At 62.1% G+C, this 13,230-nt stretch carries 9 protein-coding genes; 2 read left to right on the forward strand and 7 right to left on the reverse strand.

Going from position 1 to position 13,230, the window contains the following annotated elements; all coding sequences use genetic code 11:
* The first annotated feature begins 115 nt into the window (after positions 1-115).
* Positions 116-1,198 (forward strand): FUSC family protein, encoded by a 1,083-nt coding sequence (locus RQH14_RS01955; protein ID WP_311211654.1) that lies wholly within the window; start codon positions 116-118, stop codon positions 1,196-1,198.
* Between the two features lie 7 nt (positions 1,199-1,205).
* Here RQH14_RS01955 and RQH14_RS01960 read toward each other — a convergent pair whose 3' ends face one another.
* The 4 genes from RQH14_RS01960 to RQH14_RS01975 all read right to left on the reverse strand — a co-directional run bounded on the left by RQH14_RS01960 (position 1,206) and on the right by RQH14_RS01975 (position 7,272).
* Entirely contained in the window at positions 1,206-1,985 is a 780-nt protein-coding gene (locus tag RQH14_RS01960) for an SDR family oxidoreductase (RefSeq protein WP_311211655.1), read from the reverse strand.
* A 40-nt stretch (positions 1,986-2,025) separates the two neighbouring features.
* A complete protein-coding gene (locus tag RQH14_RS01965; RefSeq protein ID WP_311211656.1) occupies positions 2,026-2,997 on the reverse strand; it encodes a class C sortase in 972 nt (323 codons plus the stop codon).
* A 118-nt stretch (positions 2,998-3,115) separates the two neighbouring features.
* A complete protein-coding gene (locus RQH14_RS01970; protein WP_311211657.1) occupies positions 3,116-4,597 on the reverse strand; it encodes a SpaH/EbpB family LPXTG-anchored major pilin in 1,482 nt (493 codons plus the stop codon).
* 89 nt (positions 4,598-4,686) lie between these two features.
* Positions 4,687-7,272, reverse strand: coding sequence for a GEVED domain-containing protein (locus tag RQH14_RS01975; RefSeq protein ID WP_311211658.1), 2,586 nt, complete (start codon positions 7,270-7,272; stop codon positions 4,687-4,689).
* 285 nt (positions 7,273-7,557) lie between these two features.
* On the opposite strand from RQH14_RS01975, the gene RQH14_RS01980 reads away from it, so the two are divergent.
* On the forward strand, positions 7,558-8,883 hold the full coding sequence (locus tag RQH14_RS01980) for a BNR-4 repeat-containing protein (RefSeq protein WP_311211659.1): 1,326 nt from the start codon (positions 7,558-7,560) through the stop codon (positions 8,881-8,883).
* A gap of 102 nt (positions 8,884-8,985) precedes the next feature.
* Here the strand turns inward: RQH14_RS01980 and RQH14_RS01985 are convergent, their stop codons facing one another.
* The 3 genes from RQH14_RS01985 to RQH14_RS01995 form a co-directional block, all read right to left on the reverse strand.
* Positions 8,986-10,494: a glycoside hydrolase family 32 protein gene (locus RQH14_RS01985; RefSeq protein WP_311211660.1), complete on the reverse strand. Its 1,509-nt coding sequence runs from the start codon at positions 10,492-10,494 to the stop codon at positions 8,986-8,988.
* A gap of 85 nt (positions 10,495-10,579) precedes the next feature.
* Positions 10,580-12,187 carry an ABC transporter substrate-binding protein gene (locus RQH14_RS01990; RefSeq protein WP_311211661.1) on the reverse strand — a complete coding sequence of 536 codons (1,608 nt, stop codon included), beginning with the start codon at positions 12,185-12,187 and terminating at the stop codon, positions 10,580-10,582.
* A gap of 76 nt (positions 12,188-12,263) precedes the next feature.
* The gene (locus RQH14_RS01995) at positions 12,264-13,223 is read right to left on the reverse strand and encodes a carbohydrate ABC transporter permease (protein WP_311211662.1); all 960 of its coding nucleotides are present in this window, start codon (positions 13,221-13,223) and stop codon (positions 12,264-12,266) included.
* Positions 13,224-13,230 lie beyond the last annotated feature (7 nt).

Here is a 13,230-nt window from a genome sequence, read left to right on the forward strand (position 1 = left end):
CTTCCCGGCCGCGTGTGCCCCATCTCGCTACGGCTTGTGACTGGGCTTATGGCGAGGCGCTGGGTCGTCCTGATAATTTTCAAGGGAGTCCCTCGATGATTGGTGGTGTTTTGCCGTGCCCGCCATCATCGACCATGCCCGCGAGCTCCACCGTCTTGGCCCTGCCAGCAACGATCGCCTCTCGGCCGTCCGCGTTGCCCTGAGTGTCGCGGTACCGGGGCTGGTCCTCATCCTTATCGGCCGTCCGGACCTCATGATGTACGCCGTGTTCGGTGCGTTGACGGGGATGTACGGGCGCAATGAAACGCATCAGCTCAGGCTCAAGCACCAATCCCAGGCAGCCCTGTTCCTGGTGGGTGGGCTGACCATTGGCGTGTTCCTTTCCGTCAACCACATCCACTCCTGGTGGCTGGTGCTGGTGGCGACCCTCTTTGCCGGAGCCGGCTCCCTCTACGCTGACGCCGTCCGACTCAAACCCATCGGCCCGTTCTTCGGCATCCTCGCCCTGGGCGCCTGCGCGTCGGTGCCAACCAATGTCCCACTCACGACGGCGGTACTCATCGGAGCCGGGTCCGCCGCCTTCTCCCTCCTGGTTGGCTTCACCGGGTGGTTCCGGCACCGCAGATGGGAGACCGGCGCAGCCCGCGACGTTCCCGTCCTCCGCGGCCCACTCCGGCAGGGAACATTGCTCCAGGCAGCCATGGTTCACGCTGCACGCTATGCCCTCGCTGTCAGCGTGGCCGGGGCCATCGGAGTCCTCAGCGGCAGCGGCCATCCGCACTGGGCCATGGCCGCCGCGGCAGTCCCCCTCGCTGGAGCCGACCTCCCCAGCCGCGTCCACCGCGGTATCCACCGCATAGTGGGGACGTTCCTCGGGTTGGCGGTGGTCGCCGTCGTACTTTTCCCCGGCCCGCTATCACCGCTCCAATACTTCCCGGGCCACACCGCCGTGGTGTTGGCCGTGCTGGTGGTCCTGTGCCAGTTCCCCACCGAGCTGTTTATGGCCCGGCACTACGGGTGGGCCATGGTGTTCTTTACCCCAGTGATCCTGCTGATCGCGCAACTCGCGGCCCCCATGGACCCGGGCTTGCTGGTGATGGAGCGGGCCGTGGAGACGTTCGTGGGCGCGGTGGTGGGCATTGCGGTAGCTGTGCTGGTTCGTGCGCCCTTGTTACGGGCGCCCCGGGAACGGGTTTAGTCCTCTGCTACGGCTCCAGCGGCCTGCGCGGCGGGCCGGACGTCAGCTTCGCCGGCAACATCCGGGCAAAGAAGGTGACCACTTTGTACCGGCGCGTCGGGATGGAAACGCCCTTGCCCTTGGCGTTGTCCTCCAACCCTTCGCGCACTACCCGTTCAGCGGTAAGCCACAGGAAGCGGGGCGCTACGGACTTGTCCATCCCCATGCGGTCATGGAATTCGGTATGGGTGAAGCCCGGGCACACAGCAGTTATCTGCACGCCGGACTTCGCATACGCAATATTGGCCCATCGGCTGAAGGTCACCTGCCACGCTTTGGCCGCCGAGTACGTTCCACGGTTGGCGAAGGCGGCAACGCTCGCCACGTTGATGATCCTGCCTTGGCCCCGGGCCAGCATGACCTCCAGCGCCGCGTGGCACAGCTCCATGGGTGTCTGCACGTGTAGCCGGAGGTGCCGACGTTCCTCGTTCAGGTCGTTGCGTTCGAACGACTTCAAGAGTCCGATGCCTGCGTTGTTGACCAGCACGTCCACGGGCCGGGCAGCGTCCCGCAGACGGTCCGCCACGGCCGAAATCCCGACGTCGGTGGTCAGGTCAGCGGGAATGATCTCCGCCGAAATACTGAAGTCTCGTTCGAACTCCGCTGCCTTTTCCTTCAGTCGTTCTTCGTCGCGGGCAACCAAAACCACGTGATGGCCGGCTTCAGCAAGCTGGCGCGCAAATTCAGCACCGAGCCCGGCGGTGGCCCCGGTGATCAGGGCAGTGAGTTCATTGGCTCGTGTCGTCATGCGCCAAGACTAGTAGGGCTGGAGCGCAGAATGCACTGGTTCAGGATTCAGAACGATCCAGGAGTTCTTCCAAACGGGCGGGTTCAGGCGAGGCTTCAGGCATTGTGGCCTCCGCCACCGGATCCTTGCGTTCGCGGGGGCGGGTCACCCACACAGCAGCCACCGTGATGCCCACCATGGCAAGTGCCCACCAAGGAAACCCGGGATCAATCGCAGTACTGGGGAGGACCTGCTGGCCGTCACCGGAGGATGGCGGATCGGTCCGTTCGCCGCGCACCAGCAGCCTATGGCTGTTGACGCCCTTGGGCGTGCACGTAATGAGGGTGACGTAGTCTTTGCCCTCGACCTTGCGGAGGGCATCGGTTTCGTCGGGGAGGACCGTCAGGATCTGGTCCACCTTGTAATACAGGGTCTCGTCCAGGGTTGAAATGCTGAAGACATCGCCTTCGACCATTTGGTCAACATGGTCAAAGAGAGTGGCGTTGACAAAGCCGGAGTGTCCGGTAAGAACGCTGTGGGTGCTTTCGCCACCTACCGGAAGCGCCGATCCGAACAGGTGCCCCACGCCCTTGGAGAGAGCGTCCTCGTCTGTGCCATGGAATATCGGGAGGTCCGCATGGATGGAGGGAATGCTGATGCGCCCCATCATTCCGCCCGGCCCCACAGCCAGCATCTTCTTGTAGGCCTCAGACCCGGCGCCGATGACGGTCTGTTCCCCTTTTCCGTTGAGGGAGTACGGATCGCGGAGGGGCCCGGCAGGGAGGCTTTGGTTAAAACTCCGGGCTTCGTCCAGCAGCGCCTGTTGCTCGGACGGGTTGAGGTTCTGCACTGAGTCCACATAGCCGCTGATTTCCGTGGCGTGGACCCTGTCCGAGAACCATGCAGCAGCGGTCGGATACAGAAGCACCCCCACACCGATGACGGCGGCCAGCACTATGAACAAGCGCTGTTTGCCCCAGTGTCGGGAAAGGTTGCCTCGCAGGCGGCGGGTATGGGCTGGGGGCTGTGACATCTGAATCCTGGGCAGATAAAACGGGTACATGCAGGAACCAAAGTGGGGGAACACGCAGGTTATGCGCCCTCCCCCACTCTGTTTTCACCAAAAGCGCGGCTTTAGCCGGCTCGTGAAATTAGCTGTTGGTGGTCCGGCGGGTACGGACGAACAGCAAGCCGGCGCCAACCACCAGGAGAAGGCCGGCACCGTACAACAGACCGGTCCCAACGCCACCGGTCAGCGGCAGCTCAAAGCCGCCGTTGGACGGGACGTTCTTGACCTCGAGGTCAACACCCACCGTGGTGGATGCCGCGTTCACCAGGAAGGAGACCGGTTCAGCGAGCAGCTCATAGCCGGAAGGAGCGGCAGTTTCCACCAGGTAGTAGGTGAGGTAGTCAGCTGCGCCGGGAGCGACGGCTGCGCCGTTGGCCCAATCCGAGTAGCGCAGGCCGGAAATGGTCAGCGTACCGTCGGCAGCAACGGTGAAGTTGCTGGAGCCATTGAGCGTGATGGGGTTGGTACCAGCCAGGGCGTCAGCCTCGGTGGCGTACACCGAGAAGGAAGCACCAGCAAGTGCGGCGCCGGTCTCGTTCACCTTCTGAAGCGTAATGGCACCCCACTTGGTGACAACGGGAGGGGTGACGGTGGGACCGCCGGGCTGGCCCGGAGCGGTGGTGAAGCTGCCCAGGTTCGGGTAGATCAAGGCTTCGTTTTCGATCTCGCCAATGGTGTTGACGGCTGTGTTCACAACCATCTGGACACGGGTGTCGTTGTGCGCTGCGAGCAGCGCAAGGCCTGCCGGGGTGAACACTACCGAAACGGTGTTTGCCGCTGCATCGAAGTTCACCGTGTAATCGGTGCCTTCGGTGATGACCGTGCCGTCAACCAGTGTTGCCGTGGCATCAATGTAGGTCAGCTTGGTATCCAGCTGGTCAACGATCTTGTAGCCGTCAATGACTTCGTCATTGGGGATGTCACCGGTGATGGTGTAGTCAATCTGGTCGCCCAGTTTGATGTCAGCGGAATCCGAAACAGTCTTCTCAGCACCCGTGACGGAGTTCTTGGGGTAAACGTGAACGTCGTAGATCCAGTTGTCCGTGTTGTCCGGGTCCGTCAGCGGAATGGAGACCAGGAAAGGTGCTGCAGGAGTAACGCCCTGCGGGTACGCCGTTTCAGACACCAGGTAGAGGCCTACGGGAAGGCCGCCAAAAGCAGCTGTACCGGCAGCGTCAGTGGTGTCCGACTGTGCGGAGCCCAGGGTAAAGCCTGCGCCAGTGATGGAACCAGCCGGGTCGCTCGCCGAGAAGACGCTGCTCAAGTTGTGCGCAGCTTCCCACCCGGCATTGCTGGACAGGTCTATGGTGTTGACCTGCTGGATGGTGAATTGGACGCCTGCAAGCGGGTTAAGTCCGGTGGTATCAACCACTGTTCCGTTGTTGGGCAAACCCGTGGGGGTGTTCGGGCGCTCAAACTTGTGAACGGTGATGGAACCCGTCTGGTCACCGTCAACAACGGGAGCGGCCGTGGCCGGAGCCATGGAGAACGACATTGCCAACACCGCCCCCGTGATGGTGGCGGCGGCGGTCTTCAAAAGCCGCCGTGAGCTGTGAGTACTCACTTCTGTCCTCTTTCTTAGTGGTGGTGCGGTGTTCGGAAATGAACATTTTTGGGCATGCGTCCCCCGGGAAACGGGGCACGCACGATGGTTCAGCTGTTGGCTGGCTGGCTTTTCCTGCGGCGGAGGTTCCCTGAAGCCAGGACCGCGGCGGCCAGCAGCGTGGCTGAGCCGGCCAAGGCAAACGGCCAGTAGCCAATGCCACCGGTTTCGGGCATCTGCAGCGCCGGGACATCCCTTACGCTGACAAGGAAGATCCCGTCGCCGTCCTGGTCCCCGGTGGTGACAACCCCTGCCCCATCGCCTTGGCCCAGGGTGATTGCGCCATCCGGCGCCACCGTGAAGCGGACGGCTTCGGCCAGCAGATTGAATCCGGACGGGGCTTTAGTCTCTTCCAACCAGTAAGTGCCCGGCTGGATGGCTTCTACCTGGAACCGGCCTGTCTGTCCGGTAATGGCTGACACCGTGTAGTCGGTCCCGGCTCCTGGTGCGCCGCCGGCGTCACTCCGGACGGCCCAGGACGAACCGCTCATGGGCACCCAGGAGGAATCTGATGACTCGCCCAGCTTCTCAATCAAGAACTTGGCGGTTGCACGATGCGTCGTCATGCACTCGGGGGCCACAGGCGTGACACCCGTTGCGCATCGGGCAGGGGCAACGCTGCCGCTGCCGGTCACGGTGTTGACGAGCTCTTCGCTCCAGGCGTCTGCCTTGACCACCACTGAGTAAGTCAGGGTCGCGGTGAGGCCGGCAGGGAGGGTGAAGGCCGTCGTCGTCAGGGTCGTTGAACCGTTGGCCGGGTTCGCCACCGGAGTGGCTGCTGCCGTTCCGATTTTCAGGGTGGCCGAACCGGCAACGAATGTTGCCTGATCCAGGACATCCGCCAGGTTGTCTGTCAGGACAATTCCACTGATTTGGCCGCTCGTGCTGGTGGCTGTCACGGTGTAGACAATCGTCTGGCCGGGGCTGACGGACGGAGTCGCTGTGCCGCCAACGGTTGCGGCCTTCTGCATGGTCCAGGCGGGCGGAGCAGTGACAGTTGCGTTGCTGGTGGCCGTGATCGGAGCTCCAACCGGCGGGGTTCCGGTAACCCTCGCCGTGTTGGTCAAGACGCCCGCTGTCACATCGCTTTGGGTCACCACATACGTCGCCGTCGCAGTGACAGACTGGCCGGCAAGGAGCGTTCCGGAAACTCCCGGCCAGGAGTAGGCCAACGCCGACATACTGCCAGTGCCGGAGAACTGCGTCTCAGCGATGACGACTCCAGTGAGCGCGACATTGCCGGTATTGGTGGCGACGAAAGTGTAGGTTGCGGTTTGCCCGGCCACGAGCGTGGTCCGGTTGACGGTCTTCAGCAAGGACATGGAAGGGGCGGGGGCGGGGGCGAACGTAAAGACGTAATCCTCCACCTCACCCGAGTTCGAGGCTCCGGTGGGCAGTTGGATCTGGGAGGCCGTGTAGCCCACCCGGAAACGGGCGTACGTAGTGCCCGCGGTCAGTCCTGCCGGGACCGTTGCCCACGTCAGCGTCGCGGATGTAGCACCGGCAGCGAACGCAGCACATGACCGTTCGGCGGGGTTATCGAAGATTCCGTCCTTGTCGAAGTCGATCCACCCACAGGTTGTCCCTGCCTTGCTGGCTCCGCTGAGGGCCACCGAGGTGGAGTAGTTTGTGGCACCCAACGCCAGCGGAGCGAGGACAAGCCCGTTGTCCTGGTCCAAAGCAGCGGTTGCCCCGGCATTGGGAGATGCGGTTCCATTGGCGACCTGGGCGTTGTCCTCAGTTACTGAAGCCCCCATGGTCACGTCCGAAAGAATGGCTGACGCAGCGTTGTTCTGGTCGTAGGAGGCAGGTGCGTCGCCAAAATCCTGCGCAGCGGTCAGCGTCATGACGAAGCCGTCCTGGTTGTGGGTCGAGTTATCGCGGTCGTTCACCGAGTAACCCGGGAGGGATGATGTGGTTCGGGTGAAGACAGCGGACATGTCGAAGGTCAGGCTGGACACGAGGCCGTTGACCCGCACCGATCCGCAGGCAGCGGTTGCCCCGGCATCCGGCGATCCAGCCGGGCTCAATTGGGCCGTTGACTGACACCGTGCGGACGTGCTGTGGTTTATCGCCGTGATCGAGTTGCCGGATACCGCCAGGTTCCCGCCGGACATCTTGGTCAAGGACAGACCTGGAGTGGTGAGCCCAAGGACTGCGTGGATCTGCGACATCCGGTCAATGGTGCCGTCAGTTCCTTCGTCGTGGTTGACGTTGCCGCCCAGGCCCGCGAGGCTGAGCACGGGGTTCATGACAGGCTGGCTGAAGTTAATGGTGAACGTACCCAGATCCGAGCACGGTCCCGTCGCCGCGCAGTTGTTTATCGCGTGAGTGAGGATGGACACCGTGGGCCGGGACCCTGCAAGACCCGGGCTGTAGTCGCTGGCCACGTAGCCCCGGCTGTCCAGGGTTGAACCCCCCACAATCTCAGTCAACCCGGATGCGCCAAAGGCGGCGTTCAGGCCGGATACCGGAGTGGTCAGGGTGGCTATGCCATTGGAAAACGTCGGATTGGCAATGGGCACCTGATAAGCCTGAGCAGCTGTCCCAGGGCCAAATACCCCAAATGACAGCGTCCCAAGGACCACCATGAGCGCGGCCAATAATGCCGTTGCTTTCCCAAGGGGAGACTTCAAGGGAGATTTCCTTCCAGAACTCGGAGTCATCCACGTCACTGGCAGCCCCCGTTGATTGATCGAACGCCGACGAATGACACAGCTGAATGTGTGCAAATCGTTTGCCGCTGCCCTCAGGCAGGCGGCTTCGATCGTCAAGTACCGCAGGGAGGGAAAACGTGTCACCGTTTTTGAAATCTTTTGAGAGTCGACTTTCGGAAGCCGGGGAAGAGCGCATTCCCTGAGCGTCGCAGCTCGTGGAAGGGCCGCTAGGATGGGGTGATTGAAACGATGCAAAGGATGGACATGGTCACCGACGCCCTTTTCCCGCAGCCCCCACTACGCCTCAACAACAACGGCGCCTGGTGCTGGTTCCAGGACGAGCGCGCTTTGATCGACCCAGCCAACAACACCGTGCTGCTCGGTTCAGTGGCGTCTCCGGAGGGACTTGGAGGTGCTGAACGCGGCGGAAACATAGAAATCGCGGTTCTGGATCTTGCTACCGGCCAGAGCCGCGTCCATGTACTCCATGAGCAGCTGGAGTCCGATGACCACAACGCCCCGGCGCTCTTGATCCGGCCCGACGGGCGTTACGTAGCCATGTATGCCAAGCACAAGACGGACAACTACTCCCGCTGGCGCGTCTCCACCCGGCCACACGACGCTTCAGCGTGGGAGCCGGAGCAGCAGTTTGATTGGACCGAACTGGCCCAGGATCGCGGCGCCACGTATTCCAACCTGCACTCCCTGAGCGCGGAAGGCCGGGTCTACAACTTTGTCCGTGCCATCAACGACGACCCCACGCTCATGGTCTCCGAGGATGCGGGCAGCACCTGGAGCTACGGCGGCAAGCTCTTCACCCGCCCCAAGATCGGCTACGTCAATGGGTACACGCGCTACGTCGGCAACGGCACGGACCGGATCGACCTCATCACCACGGACCACCATCCGCGCGATTTCAACAACAGCATCTACCACGGCTATCTTCAGGACGATGCGCTCCACGACGCCGAGGGGAAGGTGGTCAGCAAGCCGGTCATCGGTTCCGCCGGTATCAACCAAACGGCTTTGACCACCATTTTCGAAGCCGGAACAACGCTCGACGGCGACATCCTCACCCACGGTTGGACTGCTGACCTGCGCCGGCAGGGCGAGGAACTGGCTGCCATCATCACCTGCCGGGCCAACGACGTCAACGGTCCGTTGCAGCGGGAGCAAATGCTCGACGTCGACGACCACCGCCTGCTGTACGCGCGCTTCGACGGGGCGCGCTGGAAGCTTCATCCGCTCGCCGTCGCCGGTCCCGGCCTCTTGCCGCACGAACAGGACTACACGGGACTCGGAGCGGTGGACCCGAACGATCTGAACCGCGTGTACATCTCCACGCCTGTGGATCCGCGGACGGGCGCCACCACTGCGCACTACGAAATCTACCGGGGCGTCACGTCCGATTCAGGTGCCGCCTGGACGTGGGAAGCCATCACCGAGGAATCCGCCGTGGACAATCTCCGCCCCATAGTGGTGCCGGGTGACCCGTCCGTTCACGCCGTGTGCTGGTTCCGGGGTTCCATGAGCTCATCGCAGGCCTACCAAACGGAAATCATGGCGCTCATTTCCTCGCCGAGGGGTTAGCTTTCGACTCTCTCAACTGGTGAAAGCGCCGAAAGCCAACCCCTCGCGGGACCTATCCAGGCCAACTTCGCCAGGGGCGGCCTTTCCGATGGCGTGGGTGGCCTACGCGTGCTGGCTGATGTGCAGGCTATTGATCGTGGCCGAGCCTCCCAGAGCATAGACGGAGACGTCCTTGCTGGTCGGTGAAGGGAAGATGAGTTCGGTCATGGTGACTTGCCCGCCTTGTGCGAATACTTCAACGGAGCATCGGTCCACGAAGAGTGTGAGCTTGTAGTGACCGTCGATGAGGCGGACGGGTGCGGTGTCGATGGACGCGAACGTTTCATGGAAGTCCGTCTGGCCTGATTCGCGGCGGTCGACTACGAGGTTTCCTTCCGCAGGCCGGACGCCAATACGGGTTCCCTGCCCGCCTTCGCCCCGGACCACCACCCCGAATTCTTTGGCAGTTCCCGGCGTCCAGGAGACGTCGATGCGTTGGACAGTTCCTGCGGCACCATCAAGAATCGCGGTGCCCTGGGAGATGGTGGTCCGGGGGAGGCTGAAGTTTGCTACCGGGGCATCCAGGGCAGCCCAGTCCCCCGCTGGCTGCTGGATCAGGTGCGCTTCGCCGTCAACGGTTTGGAGTGTCAGTTCCCTGACCAGCGACATGGGGCTCCGCCAAGGCGAGGTGGGAATGCTGTTGGCGTATTCCCAGTTGTTCATCCAGGCGATGGTGAGCTTGCGGTTGTCTGGAACCTCCGCGAATGACACGGCAGCATAGTAGTCCCGGCCCCAGTCCAGCCACCGGTATTCGCCCAGCCTGTCAGGGTCTTGAAGGCCTTCGGTCACCGTGGCGGCTGAGGTGAAGGTGGCGCCGTCGAACTCTCCCACGAAGTACTGGCCGGCAGAACCCAGGTTGGGGCCACCGGGGTTGAGGTTCACGATCAGGACCCACTGGACGTTGTTCGGGTCGCCGTCCAGCGGGAGGGGGAACAGATCAGGACATTCCCATACGCCTCCCGTGGCGTTCGCTGGCCCGAACGTGCTCAGGTACTCCCAGGACTTGAGGTCATGGGACTTGTAGAGGACAACCTGGAAGTCCTTCGCTTCAACGGCCACCATGACCCAGTAGTCACCGGATATGCCCGAATAGCGGATGACTTTGGGGTCACGGAATTCAGCGGAGTTGCGGTTAAGGACGGGGTTTCCGGTGTGTTTGGTCCACGTGTAACCGCCGTCCAGGCTGTACGCCAAAGACTGGGCTTGGATGCCTTCCAGCCCGGAAGCAGCTTTGAAAGCACTGGTGTAGATGGCCACCAGCGGCGCTGCTCCGTCCTGGCCGAACCCGCTGGTGTTGTGACGATCGAAAACGATGCTTCCGGAGAAGATGTCTTCGTTTTCGTCGCAGGGGATGGCCACCGGGTGCTCAGTCCAGGTCAGAAGGTCCGTGGATGTTGCGTGGCCCCAGGACAGGTTTCCCCAGACTGAGTCCAAGGGGTTGTTTTGGTAGTACAGGTGGTAAACGCCGTCATGATGGATGAGGCCGTTGGGGTCGTTCAGCCAAGTACTTCCGGCGCTGTAATGCAGGGCTGGTCGGAAGATGTCGGTTGTCGTGGCGGTGGCGGCAGTCATGAAGGACGAGTCTCGTTTCTCGGTGGAGGGGCCAGCCCCGGCAGGCCGGCGCGGTCAGCGTCGGCCTGCCGGCAGGCGGTGTTGGTTAGGAGTTCTTCTTGAAGCGGTCGTAGGCGGTTTGGTAGACCTCGATCATTTTGTCGACGCCAACGTTCTTGAGCTGGGTGACGTAGCCATCCCATTCCTGCTCGATGCCGCCGGTGACGATCCACTTCGCGGTGTTTTGCTTGACCAGCGAGGTGACGTCGGCCTGAATGGTGCCGATCTGCTGGAGTTCTTCGTTGGAGAGCGCTACGGGCGGGTAGCCGTCGTTGCCCGCGAAGGGCTTGTAGTGCTCGGTGACAGTCTTCTGTCGCGCTGCGGCGCGTGGTTCGGGCGCGACGACGGACGTGAAGTTTTCGGCGGTGTTCGCCTTCGGCCCACCCGGGGCGACCTTCTGGCGTCGTTCGCCTTCGCTGGTTCCGGCCGGTGCCGGGATTTGGGTCAGGATGCCGTTGGCATCCTTCTGGAGGGTCTCACCGATAGGGCCCCAGTTTGCTTGGGCGGACTGGATGGGATCGTAAAGGTTGTCGGCCCAACGCATGGTCGCTGCCGGGTATTTGTTGGCCCGGGTGATGGCGAAAGCGCCGCGGGCGATTTCCTGGTTGTTGGACTGGCTGGCGATTCGTTGTCCGTCAACGCCCTCAAGAACCGGCACCAGGGCGTAGTCGCCGGCACGGTCCGCGCCTACCATTTCGGGAATTTCCCACCAGACGAATGAGCCGAGGTTTTCCGTAGCGGCCTTGCCCTTGGCCAAATAGGCTTTGTCGTCCTGGGAGAAGGACTCAGGATCGATCAGGCCTTCCTTGTACCACTCGTGCAGCGTTTGGATGGCCTTCTTGTAGCCATCCTGGGTGGCAGTGAAAATGACCTTGTCGTCCTGGACGATGCGGTGGTCCATGTTGTCCGGTGTCCCGCCAAGTGCGGCAATCAGGTCCACAATGTCACCGCACCACGAGCCGGGCATAAAGCTCAGGGGAATGGTCTTTCCTGTGCCCGAGGCGTCCCGGGACTTGAATGCCACCAGGGCGTCGTGGAACTCATCGATGGTCTTGGGCATGGGGATGCTGAGTTTCTTGAGCCAGGAGGTGTTGATGGCCAATTCGTTGGGGAACTGAACCAGGCCGAGTTCTTCCACGGACGGGAGGGAGTAGATGTGCCCGTCCGAAGAGGTGATCGCGGCCTTGATGTCCGGGCGCTCGGAGAGGAGCTTTGACAGGTTTGGTGCGTTCTTCTCGATCAGCCCTTCCAGAGGGATCAAAGTGCCGCTGGCAGAGTACGTGGCGATCTCGGCGTCCGTGAGGCCCGTGTTGAAGAACGCGTCAGGGAGGTCGCCGCTGGCCAGGATCAGATTCTTCTTTTCCTGGAAGACCGTCTCGGGAAGGTTCTCCCACTCGACGTGGACGTTGGTGGCCTTTTCCCATTCCTTCACCACTGTCATGGTGTTGTAGTCCGGTGCCAGGGCTGCCTTGGTCCCGGAGAACTTCAGCGTCAGCTGCTTGCTGACAATGGGGAAGCCTTTTTCCTGAAAGCCGAAGTCCGCGGACGCGTCTTTGATGTCCGTGGTGCCCTGGGTAGAGCCGGAGCAGGCGGTGAACGTCAACGTTCCGGCCAGGACGGCGCCAAGAACGGCGAGTTTGCGGCTGATAGCCATGGTCATTTCCTGTTCTGAGGTGTGGGTAGATGCGGTCCAGAGGCGAACGCCCGGGGCCGTATTGCGGGGAGAACGACTATTTGACGGCGCCGATCATGGCGCCCTTGGTGAAGTGCTTCTGCATGAATGGCAGGGCAATCATGAGTGGCAGGCTCGAGACGACGATCATGGCGTACTTGGTGAGCTCTGCGATCCTCTGCGCCGCCGCATAGGATTCGATGTCCCCGCCGGTTGTCCCGGTGGAGGAGACATCTGACTGGATCAGGATGTTCCGCAGCACCAGCTGCAGCGGATACTTGGTGTCGTCGTTGAGGAAGATCAGCGCATCGAAGAACGAGTTCCAATGGGCCACCACGTGCACCATGATCATCAGCATGATCAATGGCTTGGACAGTGGCAGGACCATGTTGAAGAAGAACTTGAAGTCCGTTGCCCCGTCCATCTGGGCGGCCTCGCGCAGTTCGTTCGGGATGGTGTGTTCAAAGAATGACCTGGCGATGATCAAGTTCCAGACACCCACGGCTCCCGGCAGGACCACGGCCCAGATGGTGTCCAGCATGCCCAGGTCCCGGACCACCAGATACTTGGTGATGAGTCCGCCGTCGAAGAACATGGTGATCACGAACAGGAGCATCAGGATCTTGCGGCCCGGCATGTCCTTCCTGGACAGCGCGTAGGCGCCGCACAGGATGGTGGTAACGCTGATGGCGGTTCCCAGGATCGTGTACATGAGCGTGTTCCCGAGGCCGTTCCAGATCCTGCTGTCAGCGAAGATCCGTTCGTAGCCCTCGGTGGTTACACCGGAAGGGAACAGCCAGACCTTCCCCTCATAGACGGCATTGGGGTCGCTGATGGAAGCGATGACAATGAAGTAGAGCGGGTAGACCACGGCCAGGATGGACAACAGCAACACCGCCGTTGCGGCCACGTTGAACACGCGATCGCCGTATTTGTCCCGCAGCGACTGCTTCGGGAGGCCCAAGGCGGGAGCGCGGGTCCCCGGGCGGATAGTTGAGGGTTTGGTTGTCAGGGACATTTCGGCA

Source organism: Arthrobacter sp. WCS2018Hpa-7, from assembly GCF_031843805.1.
In the GTDB taxonomy this organism is placed as follows: domain Bacteria; phylum Actinomycetota; class Actinomycetes; order Actinomycetales; family Micrococcaceae; genus Arthrobacter.

Excerpts from the sequence above, each read along its gene's own strand:
- RQH14_RS01965 (WP_311211656.1), bottom strand. The coding sequence starts at position 2,997 with ATGTCACAGCCCCCAGCCCATACCCGCCGCCTGCGAGGCAACCTTTCC.
- RQH14_RS01990 (WP_311211661.1), bottom strand. The coding sequence starts at position 12,187 with ATGGCTATCAGCCGCAAACTCGCCGTTCTTGGCGCCGTCCTGGCCGGA.
- RQH14_RS01985 (WP_311211660.1), bottom strand. The coding sequence starts at position 10,494 with ATGACTGCCGCCACCGCCACGACAACCGACATCTTCCGACCAGCCCTG.
- RQH14_RS01960 (WP_311211655.1), bottom strand. The coding sequence starts at position 1,985 with ATGACGACACGAGCCAATGAACTCACTGCCCTGATCACCGGGGCCACC.
- RQH14_RS01995 (WP_311211662.1), bottom strand. The coding sequence starts at position 13,223 with ATGTCCCTGACAACCAAACCCTCAACTATCCGCCCGGGGACCCGCGCT.
- RQH14_RS01980 (WP_311211659.1), top strand. The coding sequence starts at position 7,558 with ATGGTCACCGACGCCCTTTTCCCGCAGCCCCCACTACGCCTCAACAAC.